Source organism: Christiangramia gaetbulicola (assembly GCF_003054225.1).
Classification (GTDB): Bacteria; Bacteroidota; Bacteroidia; order Flavobacteriales; family Flavobacteriaceae; genus Christiangramia; species Christiangramia gaetbulicola.
This window is the reverse complement of sequence record NZ_QBKQ01000003.1, coordinates 348,007-365,354: the sequence shown is the minus strand read 5'-3', so window position 1 is coordinate 365,354 and position 17,348 is coordinate 348,007. Positions and strand designations below refer to the sequence as shown.

Genomic DNA, 17,348 nt, shown 5'->3' with positions numbered 1-17,348 from the left:
TTCATGTTAACACCAGATTATTACTACGTCATTGTAGGCGGTGGTATGGCTGGTCTTCAGTTAGCTTCCAGGATCAATAATGATATTTTCTTCCGAGGAAAAAAAATCGCGATTATCGAGCCTGATGACAAATCAATAAATGATAAAACCTGGTGTTTCTGGGAAAAAGGCGCCGGTGCCTGGGACCATTTAACAACCAAAACCTGGCAAAAGGGAAAATTCATTTCTTCGGAAATCAACAAAGATCTTGACCTAGCTCCTTATACCTATAAAATGCTTCGTTCGCTAGACTTTTATGAACATGTAAAGTCTGATCTTGAAGCCTCTGGAGATATTGTTTTCATAAAAGATGAGATAACAGCCATAGATCCGGTAACTCGTACCGCGAAAGGAAAAGAGCAGGATTATACCGCTACCCATTTCTTCGATAGCAGACCTCCAAAAGATTATAAGAAGAGTGAAAATGCGACATTGATCTATCAACATTTTAAGGGTTGGTATATTAAAACTGAAGAGGACATTTTCGATCCAGAATCTTTTACGATGATGGATTATCGCATCAATTATAAAGATTCGGCCAGTTTCACCTATGTTTTGCCGCTTTCAGCAAATGAGGCACTGGTGGAATTCACTTTTTTCACTCCTTTTCTTACCAACGAAAAGACTTACGACAAATATCTGAACAGATATATCAGGGAGATCCTAAAGGTCACTTCATTTGAGATCATAGAGGAAGAGATCGGGATGATTCCCATGACAGACTACCCTTTTCATGAAAAAAGCACAGGAAAGATCACTAAAATAGGTACTGCAGGAGGATGGGTGAAGGCTTCATCAGGATATTCCTTTAAAAATACTGAAAGAAAGATAGATCTTCTTATCCAGAATATCAAAAGTGGCAGAAGACCATCAAAAGAACTATTCAATAAAAAATTTCAGAAGTACGACTCCATTTTTCTGGAGGTATTAAGCAATCGAAATGATCTTGGCGAATCACTGTTTACGAAATTCTACACCAGGAATTCTATTCAGGATATTTTCAGGTTTTTGGATGAGGAGACCAGCTTTTCTGAGGATATCAAGATCATGCTTTCCCTGTATCATCCTGAATTCTTAAAAGCCTTTTTTAAAAAACTGTAATTCTTATTCAGCTATAAGTTGATCCAGCGTACCGCGGAAACTTTCGCTATTCCAATCGGCAGATCCAACTTTATCCACGACAATACTGCCATCTTTAGAAATAACATATGTTGTAGGCAAAGTCCTGCCATCCATAGGCTCGGGAGCTTTTGTAAGCATTTTATAGGCCGGAAGATCGAATCTTTTGCGCTTCATAAAATTCTCTACGGTCTGATGCTGTTCTCCTGAAACGAAAAGAAAGGTAACCTTACCCTGGTAGTCCTGATACAATTCCTGGAAACTCGGCATTTCTGCAATACATGGCGGGCACCAGGTAGCCCAGAAATTAACGATCACTACTTCTCCCTGAAATTGAGAAAATTCTGTTCTCTTTCCACGGTTACTTTCAAGAACCCAGTTATAATCTGCGATCTTCACCCGGTCTTCCTCATCATTGATCGATGGAGCGAATGAAATAAGCTTATTAACGAAGATTTGTATAGGTTTCCTGGTCTGGGGAATCACCATGGCCAATACTAGCACAATAATGATGATATTAGACCACTGATTTTTGAAGATTTTCATTTCCTGTATTATTCTATGTAAAGAACGGAAAAAACCTAATCACCTCAAATTCTATGAGTCGTTTTTGGAACTAAGAATGGTCAGCTTTTTATTCATACTGAAGAGTTCCTTTTTTAGAATTTCCAGATCCTTTTCCAGAGCATTTATTTTTCCTTTTCCAGAAATCTCGTGGTATTGAACAAGCCCACTGCTAATCTTACCTTTAATGATCATCAATTCTCTTATATCTTCGATCTTGATTCGCGAACTTGTTTCAGAGGGATATTCATTATCATTTTCAAGTAGCAAATAATCTTCTTCTGAAGACCTTTTGAATCGTTTCATATAGATTTGCTCCCCAGTAACCACAATTACAGCGGTCCCATCTAAAATTTCATCTAGTTTTTGATGATTTTGACAAACCAGGATATCACCTGGTAAAATCGTAGGAGTTAAATTATTAGAATTTACCTCGAAAAGCCTATGGTCTTCAACAGGTGTAAATCCAGGCACACGAAACCAGTCTTCAAGATCTGTAAAGAAATCATCGCTCAGATTTTTAACGAACGTGGAATGATGATGAGCACGGATCAGGGGCACAAAACCATTTCCTCTTTCCACCTTGATGAAATTGTTTTCACCCTTAAGAATATAATCTGTAGAAATATCATAAAGCTTACTCAACTTTATAATATGATCTACAACAATACCATTTTGGGAATTTTCAATAAGAGAGTAGGCCGCTTGTGAAATAAATAAAATATTCGCCACATGCGTTTGAGAAAGATTGTTATTATTTCTCAACGTCCTTAATCTTTTACCTATTTCGGCTCTATGACTCATTTTAAAAGCTACTTCTTATTGAATAAAATTAGACTAACTACCCCCAAATAACGGGTATAGTTTTTAGTTTAAAATGGATTATAATTATAAATGATAATTAGCATCCAGGTCATAATTTTTAATGCTATTGAAAGTCCAAAATTGTCCTTATTAGGAATTAAATTTGAATTGATTCTTAAGCCTTCCAGTTCATTTGAAGTTATACAGGGAAGGCAAAAATGTCTCAAACTGGATAAGAAATTAGCTTTAGATGCTTAAGACTTCGACAAGAGTATTGTTAAGGTACGAAATGATAATGGTCTTTAGGTTGTTCCAGCTTCTTTTAATTTCTTAAGGAAATTTCGAAACAGCCTACTTCCCCAAATTAAAATTTTATAGCCCTTTAGTACCATCTTATTTATACGATGAGAAAAAATGAATGAGTGTACAAAGAATCTAAAGCAAGAACTCAAGCCTGGATTTGTAGGGAGTCCGGGTAATTGATTGGTTGGATTTTATTCAACATACATCAAGTTGAGTTTTTGCCTAGGGCTAATTATTAATGGGGTTTAATAACTAGCATAAAAAAACCTCCAGATCTAAAAATCTGGAGGTTTTTGATATTAAAAAGGCTGCTTGAATTAAGCCGCGTTCTGCTTCTTAATAAGGTTAAGAGCTGAACCATGCTTATACCACTCGATCTGTGGAGCATTATAAGTATGATTAGCCTTGATCGTATCTTTACTTCCATCTGCATGAACGATCTCGATCGTTAATGGCTTGTCTGGAGCAAAGCTCTCAAGATCTATAAAGTTGAAGGTATCATCTTCCTGGATAAGATCGTAATCATTCTCATTTGCGAAAGTAAGACCTAACATTCCTTGTTTCTTAAGGTTTGTCTCATGGATACGAGCGAAAGATTTCACCAATACCACCTTAACACCTAAGTGTCTTGGCTCCATGGCCGCGTGCTCTCTGGAAGAACCTTCACCATAGTTATGATCTCCTACTACAACTGTAGGGATACCTTTTGCTTTGTATTCTCTTTGTACTGCAGGTACACCATCATACTCACCAGTGATCTGACTCTTAACAAAGTTTGTTTTCTTATTGAAAGCGTTTACAGCTCCAATCAAACAGTTGTTAGAAATATTATCAAGGTGACCTCTGTAACGTAACCATGGTCCAGCCATAGAGATATGGTCTGTAGTACATTTACCCCATGCTTTGATAAGAAGTTTCGCACCAGTAAGATTTTTACCATCCCATGGCTCAAATGGAGTTAACAATTGCAGTCTTTCACTGTCTTCGGCAACTTTAACCTCTACAGTACTTCCATCTTCGTTTGGAGCAATATAACCAGCATCCTCTACAGCGAAACCTTTTGTTGGAAGTTCAATTCCCTGTGGCTCGTCTAGCATTACTTCCTCACCATCCTCATTCATCAATTTGTCACGAGTAGGATCGAAATCCAGTCTACCAGAAATTGCGATTGCAGCAACCATTTCTGGTGAACCTACAAAGGCGTGGGTATTTGGGTTACCATCTGCTCTTTTAGAGAAGTTACGGTTGAAAGAGTGAACGATCGTGTTCTTTTCTTCACCTTTTCTATCTGAACGATCCCACTGGCCAATACATGGTCCACATGCGTTCGTAAAGATGGTTGCATCAAGATCTTCAAAGATCTTAAGTAATCCGTCTCTCTCTGCAGTATATCTAATTTGCTCAGATCCCGGGTTAATTCCGAAATCAGATTTTGCTTTTACTTTTTTATCTACGGCCTGTTTAGCGATAGAAGCTGCCCTGGTAAGATCTTCGTAAGAAGAGTTAGTACAGGAACCAATTAGACCCCAGTCTACATTGATTGGCCAGTCGTGCTCCTTAGCTTTTGCGCTCATTTCTGAAATAGGAGTCGCAAGGTCTGGAGTAAACGGTCCGTTTAAGTGAGGCTTCAATTCATCTAAATTGATCTCGATCAATTCATCAAAATACTGCTCTGGATTTGCATAAACTTCATCATCACCAGTTAAATGCTCACGTACTTCGTTGGCAGCATCGGCAACATCTGCACGATTGGTCGCTCTCAGGTAACGCTCCATTGAGTCATCATACCCAAAAGTAGAAGTAGTTGCACCAACTTCAGCTCCCATGTTACAAATTGTACCTTTACCGGTACATGATAAATTACGTGCTCCTTCACCAAAATATTCAATAATTGCACCTGTACCACCTTTTACAGTTAAGATACCGGCAACTTTAAGAATAACATCTTTAGAGGAAGTCCATCCGGAAAGTTTTCCAGTTAACTTTACCCCAATTAGTTTAGGGAATTTAAGCTCCCAAGGCATACCTGCCATCACATCTACAGCATCTGCTCCACCAACTCCAATGGCAACCATTCCTAATCCACCTGCATTTACAGTGTGAGAATCTGTACCAATCATCATTCCACCTGGGAAGGCATAATTTTCAAGAACTACCTGGTGAATAATACCTGCACCCGGTTTCCAGAATCCAATTCCATACTTATTAGATACCGATTCCAGAAAATCAAAAACCTCGCTACTACTCTTGTTAGCTGACTGTAGATCTATCGCCGCTCCCATTTTCGCCTGTATAAGGTGATCACAGTGAACAGTCGTTGGAACTGCAACCTGTTTTTTACCCGCCTGCATGAATTGTAATAAAGCCATCTGCGCAGTCGCATCCTGACAAGCAATTCTATCTGGTGAGAATTCTACATAATCCTTACCTCTGGTGAATGCCTCTTTAGCATTGCCATCCCATAAGTGAGAATAAAGGATCTTTTCTGAAAGTGTTAAAGGCTTTCCAACAACTTCCCGTGCTGTATTAACACGCTCAGCCATTTGGCTATACACCTTTTTAATCATATCAATATCGTATGCCATATTCTGTTTAATTTATGTTCTAAAAAAGTCTTGCAAAAATAGGGATTTTAAAGGGAATTTGAAAATTACAAGTGATACTCAGAATTTAGTATAAATAATTTCCAAAATTATAATTTACACCTCTAAAAATTCAGTAAAACTCAATATAAGGATAGAAAAATGAGAATTTGTCAAAATTTACTTAAATCTCTGGGCAGATTTAAATTTGTTATTCTCTAAATGAAAGAGATTTTTCCTCCTGAAAATGTATACTACAGGAGCGAAAAAAGGAAGCAGGAACATAGATAATATCCAAAAAGTTTTGTCCTTGATCTTTGTTCTGACCATATCAAGTAACACAAATAACCAGAAAAGAAAGAGTACTGCATTGCAGGTCCAGATGATGATCTGTGATGTAGATTCTTCGAGATCCAGAACATTTGTGAAAAAGGACGATCCCCACAAAAAATAGAAGGCTATGCTTATTAAAATTTTATTCTTAACGAGAATTTCCATGAAGATTAAAAGAGTTTCCTGATGATCTCTTCCTCGGTAATTCCTTCGGCCTCTGCTTTATAGTTTTTAATGATTCTATGACGAAGTATACCAAAAGCAACTGCCTGAACATCTTCAATATCTGGTGAGAATTTACCATTTACAGCAGCATGGGTTTTGGCAGCCATGATCAAATTTTGAGAAGCCCTGGGTCCTGCACCCCAATCAACATAATTCTTGATGAGATCTGGCGCACCATTAAGCGGTCTTGTTTTTCCTACTAACCTTACCGCGTACTCTACGACATTATCTGGCACCGGGATCCTTCGAATCACATGCTGAATATCTGAAATCTCCTGTGCGCTAAAAAGTGGATTTACCGTTTGAGGATCATCTGAAGTTGTCGTCTTTACCACATCTACCTCCTCCTCAAAACTCGGATAATCCAGTTTAATGGCGAACATGAACCGGTCTAACTGGGCCTCAGGTAAAGGATAAGTTCCTTCCTGTTCTATCGGGTTTTGCGTAGCCAGTACAAAATAAGGTAGATCAAGTTTGTAATGATGACCGGCAACCGTAACAGCTCTTTCCTGCATCGCTTCTAATAGCGCGGCCTGGGTCTTTGGCGGTGTTCTGTTAATCTCATCTGCCAGCAAAATATTGGTAAAGATGGGACCTTTTATAAACTTGAATTTCCTGTTTTCGTCCAGGATCTCAGAACCAAGAATGTCACTTGGCATAAGATCTGGAGTAAACTGAATCCTTTTAAAATTCAATCCTAAGGCCTGGGCAATGGTGTTTACCATTAAGGTTTTGGCCAGGCCGGGAACACCAATTAATAATGAATGACCACCGGAAAAAATGGAGAGCAGGATTTGATCTACAACCTTATCCTGACCTACGATAACTTTTGCGATCTCTCTTTTTAGATCGCGGTGCTTATCTACCAATTTTTCTACCAGTGCTACATCACTCATATTATGTTTTAATTTTTAACCCAATCGCTGGTGTAATCGCAATCACGATATTTACCATTCACTTTGATATAGGTATCATTTATCTTTTCCTTTTGCCACTTTTCGATCGCATCTAACTGCTTATCACGAAGGGCAAGTTCTTTAATTTTCTGATAATCTGTGGCATAATCTGCCTCATGTTCAGATATCTTTTTGGTAACCTGAATAATTTTAAACTGAGGTCTACCTGTTCTATCCTTTTGAGTAAGAACTAGAGAGATCTCACCTTCATCAAGATCTTCCACCTGCTTAAACAATTCAGGGTCTATCTTGGTTAATTCGAATCTTGTATCTCCGGTTCTTGGGTTGATAAGTTTCCCACCTTCATTCTTGGTTTCCTCCTCATCTGAAGCCTCTCTGGCCGCAGCAGCAAATTCAAGATCTCCGGCTACGATCTTACTCCTTAAAGTATCGATTTCCTTTTTAGCTTCCTGAACTGAAGCGTTAGTAACATCTGGGATCAAAAGTATATGTCTCAATTCTACAGATTGTCCTCTAATCTTATCGATCTGGATGATATGGTATCCAAATTCAGTTTCGAAAGGTTCACTTATCTCTCCCTCCTGAAGACTGAATGCTACGTCTTTAAATTCCTTTACAAAAGGATCTTTTCTCGTTAAGGTCACTCTACCTCCATCTGAAGCAGTTCCAGGATCCTGAGAATAAAGTACGGCTTTTGTAGAAAAACTAGCTCCGTTTTCTTCAATATCTGCCTTAAACTCATTTAACCTGTCTATAATCTTTTGTTTTTCAGACTCCGGAATTTCAGGTTCTATAACGATTTGAGAAAGCTCCACCTCTGTACCAAACATCGGCTTCTCTTCCATCTTGTTATAATATTGTCTTACCTCTTCCGGGGTAATTTCAATCTCCTCGATGATCTTTTGCTGCATTCTTTGAGTCAACTGACTCTGCTTGGTAAGATCAAAGATCTCCTGTCTAAGTTCTTCTTCACTTTCCTTATTGTAGAATTCCAGGATCTTTTCCATGGAACCAGCCTGCTGAGCCAGTCCCTGGATCCTTTGATCTACGATACTGTTGATCTGGGCATCTGCAATAATGATACTATCCTGTATGGCATGATGCGCATATAATTTGTTCTCCATAAGAGAACCTGCCAGATTACAATCGGTCACTTCAGAAGTAGACATTCCCTGGCTCTGCATATCTTTATACATTAGATCTATATCACTCTCCAGAATAATATACTCTCCTATCACTGCCGCAATACCATCAACCTTTTTTCTCTGACTTCCCTGTTTCGTAACCTCAGTTTTGGTTACCTCTGCGTCTGGCTGAATGGATGTGCTGTCTGTTACGATCACTTCCTGGGCGTAACCAAAAGTAGAAAGCATAACACCGAAGCCTGCTAAAACAGGTTTAATTGAAAATTTCAAATTCATTATTCTTAATTGCATCTTTAGTAATATCTTTTTCTAATTCCTTAATTAACGACTGTTTTCGCTTATTCAGCAAAATCTCTCGTATGGTTGCCGAAGCATATTCAATAGGCGCCTGCTCATTCCGGCTTAGAACGTCATTTACGTACACAAGATACACATTTAGTGAATCCTGTAATTCCATAAAATTAGATTTCTTAAGCAAGCTTGATCTATCTTCCGCAGTAAGCGGACCAATTTTATTATATACAGTTTTAGATTTTACCCAAACAGAATCATTCATCGAATAATTCTTGAACTGTATGGCCATGTTCAAAAGATCCTGTTGATCCTCTTCATTGAACCTGGTGAATTTCTTTTTTATCTCTTCAATATTGTTGCTATTCTTCGCAAGGTTAATATACCTGAGCTTTACCAGGTCTTCACCCAAAATGAAGTTCTGCTTATTTTGCTCGTAATATTCTTCAATTTCCGCACGATTAAGAGCAGTATCAAGAGCGCGGGAAACTACAGCATCTGTATAAGCATTCGTATAAAGCTCGTTTCTATAATTGTTCACGAGTTCATTGAATTCCTTTTGCTGAGACTGAGGTAGATTTAACTCTGCACGATCTATAAGTAATTGCTGTGTAGCCCAGCGGGTGATATAATTAGAAACTATAACCGCGCTATCTTCTGCTGAAGTATTCTCATTGATAAGCGCCTGAATATCGTCTTCATATAAATACGTTTCATTGACTCTTACAACCACTTTACGATCATCGGTTTGCTGAAAATATTCACAGCTGACCAGGATCAGGGAAAAAAGAACTAAAATAAATCTGCTAAAATTTTTCCTCAAAATCAATTTTTTTAGCACCTCTCAATTTAAATGCCAGAAGACAAAATGGATAAACCTAATTTCTCTATCTGGGCAAAAATAAGAATTAGTTAAGGTTCTGCAAGCTAAAGCCATAACGAAAACAGCAGATTTAAATTATAAATTTCTGCAATAATAAATTCTACATTATCTTTAAAAGACGATAAACCAATCAGTTATGAAATACCAGCAGCAGATCACTATAAATAAACCCAGAAAAGAAGTGGTTGCCAAGTTCTCTGATCCCGATAATATGAAGCACTGGCAGCGCGGTTTTATTTTTATGAAGCCTATTAATGGTAATCTCGGGGACGAAGGCTCACAGAATCTGTTGAAATACGAAATGGGCAAGCGCGAGATAGAAATGACCGAAACCATAATTAAGAACAATCTCCCTGACGAGTACAGCGCCACTTACGAAGCTAAAGGTGTTTACAACTACCAGGTAAACAGGTTTTCCCCTACTATGGAATCTGCAACCTTATGGACTACAGATAATGAATTTCAGTTTAGCGGATTCATGAAACTATTTGGATGGTTCATGCCGGGAGCCTTTAAAAAACAATCCCGAAAATACATGGAAGATTTTAAAGCTTTTGTGGAAGAAGGAAAAAGCGTAAAGGACCACTAGTTATTTTTTGATTCAAAATTCTAGATATATTCTACTCAGCCAGTTATATTTGCGAAAAAATAACACAAAATGAAACGAATAAGTTTAGGAATTTTATTGATGTTCATCGCATTCTCATCAAATGCTCAATCTAAGATTGGCACTATAGATGTTGAATATATACTTGCTCAAATGCCCGAAACTGCTGAAGTGAATAAGGGACTTGAGACTTATAACCAGGAACTGCAGACAGAATTAAAAACCAGTATCGGGGAATACGAAGCTATGGTTCAGGAATACCAGAAAACTGTGGCAGATCTAACCGATACGGTAAAAAAACAGAAAGAAGACAGGATTATTGAATTAGAAAATGACATCAAAGGTTTCCGTCAAAAAGCTTCGGTAATGCTACAGATGAAAAGGAACGAATTAAATGGCCCTTTATATGACAGGATAGATGTTGCCATGAAGAAAGTGATCAATGAAGGTGGCTACACCCAGATCTTTCACGCTGGTGCAAACGGTCTTGCTTTTTCAAGATCTGAAGATGATATCACCGAGAAGGTAATGAAAGAACTTGGTATAGAAGCTAAACCAGCTCCGCAAGGCGCCGCTTCGAATTAAGATCAAACCACAACAAATAAAAAAGCCCTGAATAACTTCAGGGCTTTTTTTATATATGATAAATTCTTATCTGCTATAATTTGGAGATTCCTTGGTAATGGTCACATCGTGTGGGTGACTTTCATGTACCCCTGCCGCTGTAATTCTTACGAACTTACCAGTCTCTTTTAAAGTCTCCACATCCTTGGAACCGCAATAGCCCATACCTGCTTTAAGTCCACCTATGAACTGGTGGATACTTTCTTCCAGGTCTCCTTTGTAAGGTACTCTACCAACGATACCTTCAGGAACCAGTTTCTTGATATCATCTTCCACATCCTGAAAATAACGATCTTTAGAACCTTTTTCCATAGCTTCCACAGATCCCATTCCGCGGTAAGACTTGAACTTTCGTCCTTCAAAAATGATGGTTTCACCCGGAGATTCTTTGGTACCTGCAAGTAGTGAACCTAACATAACACAGTCTGCACCGGCAGCGATCGCTTTAGGAATATCTCCCGTATAACGAATACCTCCATCGGCTATTACCGGAACTCCAGATCCCTTGATTGCCGCAGCAACTTCAAGCACTGCAGAGAACTGAGGAAAACCAACTCCTGCAACCACACGGGTTGTACAAATAGAACCAGGTCCTATTCCAACCTTAACTGCATCTGCTCCGGCTTCAACCAGGTATTTCGCAGCTTCACCGGTAGCTATATTCCCAACTACCACTTCCAGGTCTGGGAATTTCTTTTTGATCTCTTTTAAAACCAATACAACTCCCTTGGTATGACCATGGGCTGTATCAATAATAATTGCATCTACACCTGCATTCACCAAAGCTTCTGCCCTGTCTACAGCATCACCGGTAACACCAACCGCGGCAGCTACTCTCAATCTTCCGAAAGTATCTTTATTAGCCATTGGCTTCTGGGTTAGCTTGGTAATATCACGAAAAGTGATAAGACCTACCAGTTTTTTATCCTTATTGATAACCGGTAATTTCTCGATCTTATTTTCCTGTAATATATCTTCTGCCTCATCTAAAGAAGTACCTTCTGAAACCGTTACCAGGTTTTTAGAGGTCATCACTTCAGAGATAGGACGATTTAAATTCTTTTCGAACCTAAGGTCCCTGTTGGTTACTATACCAAGAAGTTTTCCATCTTCATCGATGATTGGTATGCCACCAATACTGTGCTCTTTCATGGATTCTTTAGCATCACGAACCTTCGCCGTAATAGAAAGGGTTACGGGATCTATGATCATTCCGCTTTCGGCACGTTTCACTTTACGAACTTTTAAAGCCTGCTGCTCTATAGTCATGTTCTTATGAAGTACCCCAATACCGCCTTCCCTGGCCATAGCGATCGCCATGCGGGATTCGGTCACTGTATCCATCGCTGCGGAAACGATTGGAACGTTGATCGGGATATTACGTGTGAATTTGGATTGAATGCTTACTTCTCTTGGGAGAACATCTGAATACGCAGGTACTAAAAGTACGTCATCGTAGGTAAGTCCGTCGCCAAGTATTTTTGATTCGTGTGCGGTCATTGCAATTAAGGATTTAATTGCATGCAAATATAGGGTTAATAAGTGAGAAAATGAGGTTCTTATATGTTAAGAGAAGATAAACTTACGGGATCCATTTTTTAAAGTTTCCTAGCTCCCGGCATCACTGAATTCAGAACAAATCATCAACTTAACACACTGATGTAAAGTTATTTATATTGCTTCTTAAAAACTGTGGTCGTAAATTTATTTATCTATAAAATTAAAGGCCATGAGCATAAGATTAGGAAACAGCTGCATGAATTGCGAAAGGTTCAAGAACAATTACTGCACAAAACATGAAACCAATGTAGGTTACCAGCATACCTGCGATAGCTTTAAGATGAAAGCGGCGATCAAGAATGAACCGAATTGCCTTAATTGCAGCAGGTACCATTCACCAACCTGTGCCAATCCTAAAAAGGCAGCACCGGGAATGCTCTGTAATCACTGGGCTCCACAAGCTTCAGCTTAGATTACAGCCTGATTTGTAAAGTAGTATACCAGGTTATAGGTTGTGCCGGTATTATTCCGGGACCTGGATATCCTGTGGCTCTCCTCGTGAAATATGAATTATCCAGAAGGTTATTGATACCAGCCTCCAGCCTGAATTTCCCTAAGGTATATGAGGCTGAAAAGTCCATGATACCATAAGCAGGAACTTCTCCTTCTATCCCCCTGTTATTTTCATCTTTATCCTGTGGTGCATTGGTCGCATCTGTATATTGACTGGACAGATAAGTATACTGAAGCCCGGCCAGGAAGTTCTTATATCCAAAATTCAGCCCGGTCTTTAAATTGACTTCCGGTATAAATTCTACTTCATTCCCTTCAACATTCACCTGGTCTGATTCGATATATTCAGACTTGGTGAAAGCGGCATTTACAAAAGCGTTCAACTGGTAATCTTTCGCTGTTTCAAAAAAGCTATTTCTAATATTCCATTCAGCGAAAGTTTCCACTCCGTAAATAAAAGCGTCTCCTATATTTCCTCGGAATCTTACCAATCTTCCGGTTTCTTCAAGTTCACCTTGCGCATTAACCCGTTCTTCAGGTCTTAATACTTCTCCGATCCTGTCATTGTACTTTAAAGCAAAAACACTTAGATCATAAGATAGAAAGTTCTTCAACCTTCCGCGGATACCAAGATCTGAAGTAAAACCTTCTTCATCGCTGATATTTGGATCTACCTGAAAACTTGGGTTCACCACCCTGATATCATTAAAGGTTACCGACCTGTAATTTTGAGAAAAATTCGCGTATAGTTCATTAGATGCATTCAGATTATAACTGCTTCCTACACCTAAAAGAATAAAGCTTCTCTCGAATTTTCTATCATCTTCTATGGTTTCGTTCAGCAAGGTATTTTCCGCGTTATCCTTGATGATGTTCTTATAAAATCCATCTGCTTCGGTATTGATATATTCAAATCTAAAACCCGGGGTTACCGAAAAGTTATTGGTAATATTGAAAATATTTTCTCCAAAGAACGCGAGATTCCTGTTCGGGAACTCAAATTCTGATTGTCTTTCATAATCGGGAAATTCCGAATTTGCAAATTCAAAATCGGGACCTGAAGCGGCACTTCCCGCTCCTTGTTGCTGTTGATTGGATGCCTGGTAATATTTACTTCCCAGCAACAAAACCGATTCCTCACCAAAAAGATCATACCTGGTCAAGACCCTTGCTTCTGCTCCCCAGTTAGAGAAATCATCTACCAGAAGTTCTCTTGGCTCATTAGGATCATCGGCCTGTGCTACCCTGTTCTGCCTGAATCCTAAAGCCTTCCTGGTCGCATTAAGACCAAAAACATTAAGGCTGAAATCTGTTCGGTTTGAAAACTGGTGTTCCAGCTTCACATTAAAAAGATTCCAGTTCACATCGAACCAGTTCCTTTCCCTGTTGCTGAAATCCGGATCTTCATAAAACTGGAAATCTGTTAAACCACCCGGCTGTTGCGCAAGGTAATCCAGGAAAGTATATTCAAAGCTAATATTGGTCTTCTCATTGAACTTCCATCCCAAATGCGCAAAGGCATTATTGGAATCATATTCTGAATTCGGACGGAATCCCTTCCCTCCTTTATAATTATAATAGGTATAATAACTGAATTTACCCACGGTACCGCTAAGGCTGTTGAAGCTGGTAAAAAGATCGTAAGATCCAACCGTTTGCCTGGAGACCAACTCTATTTTTTTATCTGGTACAGGTTCCTTGAACCTGAAATTGATAAGACCACCAAACTGGGTCCCATATTGTAAAGAAGCAGCTCCACGAACCACCTGGATCTCTCTTAAGGCTTCTGGCGGTGGAGTATAATAGCTTTCAGGGTAACCAAGTACATCTGCCGAAATATCATATCCATTCTGGCGGGTGTTGAAATTCTGGGTTCGGTTAGGATCAAGTCCACGTCCACCAATATTCAGCTGCAGACCAGCATCACCGTTATCATAAATATTCAATCCAACCACTTGGCTATAGATCTGCCTGGCGTTGTTGGCAGCCAGGTTTCCGGCAACCTTGTCCATTAAGATCACTTCACTTTTCTTACCAGCATAGATCGCGGTCCCTTCTACTTTTCGCAACTTTCTTAAAGCAAAGATCTGCTCCCTTCTATTAGTGATCATCACCTCACTAAGACTTTCGGCTAAAGGTGAAAGCTGAAAATCAACTTCGGTATTTTGAGTGATGTTGATCTCGCGCTCAATGATCTCGTATTCATAGCTAAAGACCGCGAAAACATAAGTTCCTTCTTTTAAAGAAGAAACCTGGTATTCTCCATTTTCGTTAGCCACGGTTAATTTACCTGTTGTTTTGTTCCAGACCTCTGCATTGGGAACTGGTTCACCAGAAGCTGAAGACGTGATCTTACCAGTTAATGAATACTGCGCATTCACGATCATGGTAAAAAAGAAGAGTATACTAAAGACCTTTAATTTCATCATTAAATGGTAAAATGAATGTTTTATGTTTAAAAGTGTCCGCGAAATTAAGCAAATTAACATCGGGACTTATATAGGGCACGCTTTTTCTCCCGTTAAGACCCACATAGCTTTCCACGTAAACCTCGATATTTTCATGACCATCTTTTCTGAAATGATCTGCCAGGAAATGTGCGTATTCCAGGATAAAATCGGGCTGAAAAGACATTTGTTTTTCCTGAAAAGGAGTGAGAAAATCTGAATTATTCACATAGAATCTTTTGCCTGTCTCTGCATCTACAACTTTAAATTCGGCATAGCCCGCTTTTTCCATGAGCATCACTCTCCATGAAAACCTGAAACCTTCTTCTGTCCAGAATAATTCGCCAGGATACAACAAATACCTCCATGGAAATAAGATCTGAATAACGAAAAATCCCGCTACTATACTGGTCAATATTTTTCGTTTGAAAGGTTTGTAAATTAAAGACAGCTCATTATCAAATTTCTCTTTTCTAATCCTAAACCATCTGGAGATCTTCTGAAGGATCTTATGATGAACTTCAGGACTAAAGAAGATCAAAGCACTCACGATCATGATATAGGGGAACATCCCGATCGGGAATAAAACCCGGGTCATCACATGGAAAATAATCACCATGATAAATGCAAAAAGCCTGGTTCGCTTCCAGAGTAAAAGAAAGGGAATAAACAGGTCATATAACATTCCGCTCCAACTAAAAGCATAAGCCACCCATTCCTGCTGCATGAAGTCTCCCAGGAAAGGAATATCATATTTTGAAGGCAACCATATTTTTAATGGCATCGCCCGGAATAACCAGTCTGAATTGATCTTGGCCAAACCAGCATAGAAATATACAATTCCCAGCATCAATTTAATTGCATCAATACACCAGCGAGGAATTCTCTGGAATGACTGCTTGGTATTCTTCCAGGCGTCTACAGAATAATAAACACTGGCAGGAAGAAATATCATCAAAAAGCTAAGAATGCTTATGAAATAATAGTGATTCAGGTAAGTAGTCTTATCCATGAGTTCGATGTAGGTGAAACTCAGGAAAAATGTAATGATCGCTATTCGGTATTTATAGCCTATAGCTACAAAAAATGCCGAAATCCCGCAGATCACAAAAAGTAAATAGGTGAAATCGCCAAGCGGTTTCACCCATTCAAATCCGTAATAACTAAAATGAAATTTCGGTGTTATATAAAGTTTTTCGATCCATCCATTGAGCCAGAAACGAATGATACTGGCGAGCATCATTATTCCAAAACCTATGCGAAATACAGCCAGCGGGGCCGCTTCGGTATATGAATTGAAATATTTAGTGATGGCCGATCTCATCTACCACCAACTAGTCTCCGTCTGAGTCTACGTAGTTTATACTGATGGATAGTGCCTGTACCATATCTAATTTTAGAAGAACCACCGCTTTTTGTAGTTCGTCATAAGCCGCAAGCATAACCGTATTATTGGTTTCTACCTGACTCTTAAGACTGGCATTTAAATTAGTAGCCTGAGACATTATTCCATTGAACTGATTGTTGATATCTGTAGCAATATCTCCACGTTCAAGAAATTCAAGGTATTGCTTAAAGCTCTTTCCTGTTTGTCCTCCATTAAATGATCTTCCGTTAAAGAAATTCAGAGTGCTTTCCAGTGCTTTCATATAAAGCTCTTTGGAAAGATCATTAGAATAATAAGCTTCAACATTAATAGGTGAAGGTGTACCGGTAAATACTCCGGAAGGATATCCTATTTTACCTGAACGAAGAAAAGTCTCGAAATACATGATGTATTTGTTGGTCAACTTGTCTACCGAACCTGTACTGGAAGAACTGGTATTAGAAACAAAAGTATCTTTGTAATCACCCTGCCACGAAGCATTCACTTCTGCAGTAAGTGCATTGATCCTTTTTGAAACATCTAAAAGATAGTTCCTGTAATTTTCTGAAGAATACTTCCCAACGATCTCAGCATTGGTTTCACCAATTCCGTAAAGAAGATAATCCAGTGCCGGGAATCCCTGCTCCTTAAAGCTTGACGGTAATTCCAGATTGTAAGTACCGCTGGCGATCTTATTCTCAACTTCAGAAGCTGCCAAAGGGTAAGTATTCAAGAATCGACGATAACTTAACTCCTCTGCCTTCCCAAGATCGAACATCGCTACGGTTTGAAAATCTATGTAAGAGCTTTCAAACTGACTCCTTAATGCCAGCAGATTTTCCTCGGTTGGCTCTGCCGTAAAGGCAAGCGTGAGGTCTTCTAACTGCTGAGTTGAGCTTTTAAAATTACTGAAAGCAGGTACGATAATATTATCTGCCCAGTTCTCCAACATGGCTCCACGATCAAAAGAAGTGGTTTCCCCACCTCCATCGGTTCCTGGTCCATCATCTTCGGTAGAACAGGCTGTGAAAACAAGTGTAGCGATCAATAAAATTTTCGAAATCCTTATCATAGATATTTTTTTTT

Annotated in this window: 15 protein-coding genes; 4 read left to right on the top strand and 11 right to left on the bottom strand. The window is 39.0% G+C overall.

Translation table 11 applies throughout. The features are described 5' to 3' along the window. Window positions 1-3 precede the first annotated feature (3 nt). A complete protein-coding gene (locus C8P64_RS13145; RefSeq protein ID WP_108172544.1) occupies window positions 4-1,140 on the top strand; it encodes a lycopene cyclase family protein in 1,137 nt (378 codons plus the stop codon). A 3-nt stretch (window positions 1,141-1,143) separates the two neighbouring features. Here the strand turns inward: C8P64_RS13145 and C8P64_RS13140 are convergent, their stop codons facing one another. From C8P64_RS13140 to C8P64_RS13110, 7 genes are all read right to left on the bottom strand, one after another. Then, on the bottom strand, window positions 1,144-1,704 hold the full coding sequence (locus C8P64_RS13140) for a TlpA family protein disulfide reductase (RefSeq protein ID WP_108172543.1): 561 nt from the start codon (window positions 1,702-1,704) through the stop codon (window positions 1,144-1,146). Between the two features lie 51 nt (window positions 1,705-1,755). After that, window positions 1,756-2,526, bottom strand: coding sequence for an XRE family transcriptional regulator (locus C8P64_RS13135; protein ID WP_108172542.1), 771 nt, complete (start codon window positions 2,524-2,526; stop codon window positions 1,756-1,758). A gap of 620 nt (window positions 2,527-3,146) precedes the next feature. Further along, on the bottom strand, window positions 3,147-5,414 hold the full coding sequence (locus tag C8P64_RS13130; protein ID WP_108172541.1) for an aconitate hydratase: 2,268 nt from the start codon (window positions 5,412-5,414) through the stop codon (window positions 3,147-3,149). A gap of 177 nt (window positions 5,415-5,591) precedes the next feature. Beyond that, window positions 5,592-5,741: a hypothetical protein gene (locus C8P64_RS16760; RefSeq protein WP_479873406.1), complete on the bottom strand. Its 150-nt coding sequence runs from the start codon at window positions 5,739-5,741 to the stop codon at window positions 5,592-5,594. A 173-nt stretch (window positions 5,742-5,914) separates the two neighbouring features. Next, window positions 5,915-6,865: an AAA family ATPase gene (locus C8P64_RS13120; protein WP_108172539.1), complete on the bottom strand. Its 951-nt coding sequence runs from the start codon at window positions 6,863-6,865 to the stop codon at window positions 5,915-5,917. Between the two features lie 8 nt (window positions 6,866-6,873). Further along, window positions 6,874-8,322: a peptidylprolyl isomerase gene (locus tag C8P64_RS13115; RefSeq protein ID WP_108172538.1), complete on the bottom strand. Its 1,449-nt coding sequence runs from the start codon at window positions 8,320-8,322 to the stop codon at window positions 6,874-6,876. After that, the gene (locus C8P64_RS13110; protein ID WP_245889704.1) at window positions 8,285-9,145 is read right to left on the bottom strand and encodes a peptidyl-prolyl cis-trans isomerase; all 861 of its coding nucleotides are present in this window, start codon (window positions 9,143-9,145) and stop codon (window positions 8,285-8,287) included. Before C8P64_RS13110 ends, C8P64_RS13115 begins: the two co-directional genes overlap by 38 nt. Before the next feature lie 196 nt (window positions 9,146-9,341). Here C8P64_RS13110 and C8P64_RS13105 point away from each other — a divergent pair, with 196 nt between their 5' ends. Together C8P64_RS13105 and C8P64_RS13100 are read left to right on the top strand one after the other, a co-directional pair. Continuing rightward, complete coding sequence (locus C8P64_RS13105) at window positions 9,342-9,794, top strand: SRPBCC family protein (protein WP_108172536.1); 453 nt, start codon at window positions 9,342-9,344, stop codon at window positions 9,792-9,794. A gap of 69 nt (window positions 9,795-9,863) precedes the next feature. Then, the gene (locus C8P64_RS13100) at window positions 9,864-10,397 is read left to right on the top strand and encodes an OmpH/Skp family outer membrane protein (protein WP_108172535.1); all 534 of its coding nucleotides are present in this window, start codon (window positions 9,864-9,866) and stop codon (window positions 10,395-10,397) included. Between the two features lie 66 nt (window positions 10,398-10,463). Here the strand turns inward: C8P64_RS13100 and guaB are convergent, their stop codons facing one another. Next, a complete protein-coding gene (gene guaB, locus C8P64_RS13095; protein WP_108172534.1) occupies window positions 10,464-11,936 on the bottom strand; it encodes an IMP dehydrogenase in 1,473 nt (490 codons plus the stop codon). A 229-nt stretch (window positions 11,937-12,165) separates the two neighbouring features. On the opposite strand from guaB, the gene C8P64_RS13090 reads away from it, so the two are divergent. Continuing rightward, complete coding sequence (locus tag C8P64_RS13090; RefSeq protein WP_108172533.1) at window positions 12,166-12,408, top strand: hypothetical protein; 243 nt, start codon at window positions 12,166-12,168, stop codon at window positions 12,406-12,408. Between the two features lies 1 nt (window position 12,409). Here C8P64_RS13090 and C8P64_RS13085 read toward each other — a convergent pair whose 3' ends face one another. The 3 genes from C8P64_RS13085 to C8P64_RS13075 are packed head-to-tail and all read right to left on the bottom strand — an operon-like array spanning window position 12,410 to window position 17,334. Then, entirely contained in the window at window positions 12,410-14,875 is a 2,466-nt protein-coding gene (locus tag C8P64_RS13085) for a TonB-dependent receptor (RefSeq protein WP_108172959.1), read from the bottom strand. Continuing rightward, complete coding sequence (locus tag C8P64_RS13080; RefSeq protein WP_108172532.1) at window positions 14,856-16,220, bottom strand: HTTM domain-containing protein; 1,365 nt, start codon at window positions 16,218-16,220, stop codon at window positions 14,856-14,858. Before C8P64_RS13080 ends, C8P64_RS13085 begins: the two co-directional genes overlap by 20 nt. 10 nt (window positions 16,221-16,230) lie before the next feature. Further along, window positions 16,231-17,334: an imelysin family protein gene (locus C8P64_RS13075; RefSeq protein ID WP_108172531.1), complete on the bottom strand. Its 1,104-nt coding sequence runs from the start codon at window positions 17,332-17,334 to the stop codon at window positions 16,231-16,233. Window positions 17,335-17,348: the final 14 nt, after the last annotated feature.

Excerpts from the sequence above, each read along its gene's own strand:
- C8P64_RS13145 (WP_108172544.1), top strand. The coding sequence starts at position 4 with ATGTTAACACCAGATTATTACTACGTCATTGTAGGCGGTGGTATGGCT.
- C8P64_RS13140 (WP_108172543.1), bottom strand. The coding sequence starts at position 1,704 with ATGAAAATCTTCAAAAATCAGTGGTCTAATATCATCATTATTGTGCTA.
- C8P64_RS13135 (WP_108172542.1), bottom strand. The coding sequence starts at position 2,526 with ATGAGTCATAGAGCCGAAATAGGTAAAAGATTAAGGACGTTGAGAAAT.
- C8P64_RS13130 (WP_108172541.1), bottom strand. The coding sequence starts at position 5,414 with ATGGCATACGATATTGATATGATTAAAAAGGTGTATAGCCAAATGGCT.
- C8P64_RS16760 (WP_479873406.1), bottom strand. The coding sequence starts at position 5,741 with ATGGTCAGAACAAAGATCAAGGACAAAACTTTTTGGATATTATCTATG.
- C8P64_RS13120 (WP_108172539.1), bottom strand. The coding sequence starts at position 6,865 with ATGAGTGATGTAGCACTGGTAGAAAAATTGGTAGATAAGCACCGCGAT.
- C8P64_RS13115 (WP_108172538.1), bottom strand. The coding sequence starts at position 8,322 with ATGCAATTAAGAATAATGAATTTGAAATTTTCAATTAAACCTGTTTTA.
- C8P64_RS13105 (WP_108172536.1), top strand. The coding sequence starts at position 9,342 with ATGAAATACCAGCAGCAGATCACTATAAATAAACCCAGAAAAGAAGTG.
- C8P64_RS13100 (WP_108172535.1), top strand. The coding sequence starts at position 9,864 with ATGAAACGAATAAGTTTAGGAATTTTATTGATGTTCATCGCATTCTCA.
- guaB (WP_108172534.1), bottom strand. The coding sequence starts at position 11,936 with ATGACCGCACACGAATCAAAAATACTTGGCGACGGACTTACCTACGAT.
- C8P64_RS13090 (WP_108172533.1), top strand. The coding sequence starts at position 12,166 with ATGAGCATAAGATTAGGAAACAGCTGCATGAATTGCGAAAGGTTCAAG.
- C8P64_RS13085 (WP_108172959.1), bottom strand. The coding sequence starts at position 14,875 with ATGAAATTAAAGGTCTTTAGTATACTCTTCTTTTTTACCATGATCGTG.
- C8P64_RS13080 (WP_108172532.1), bottom strand. The coding sequence starts at position 16,220 with ATGAGATCGGCCATCACTAAATATTTCAATTCATATACCGAAGCGGCC.
- C8P64_RS13075 (WP_108172531.1), bottom strand. The coding sequence starts at position 17,334 with ATGATAAGGATTTCGAAAATTTTATTGATCGCTACACTTGTTTTCACA.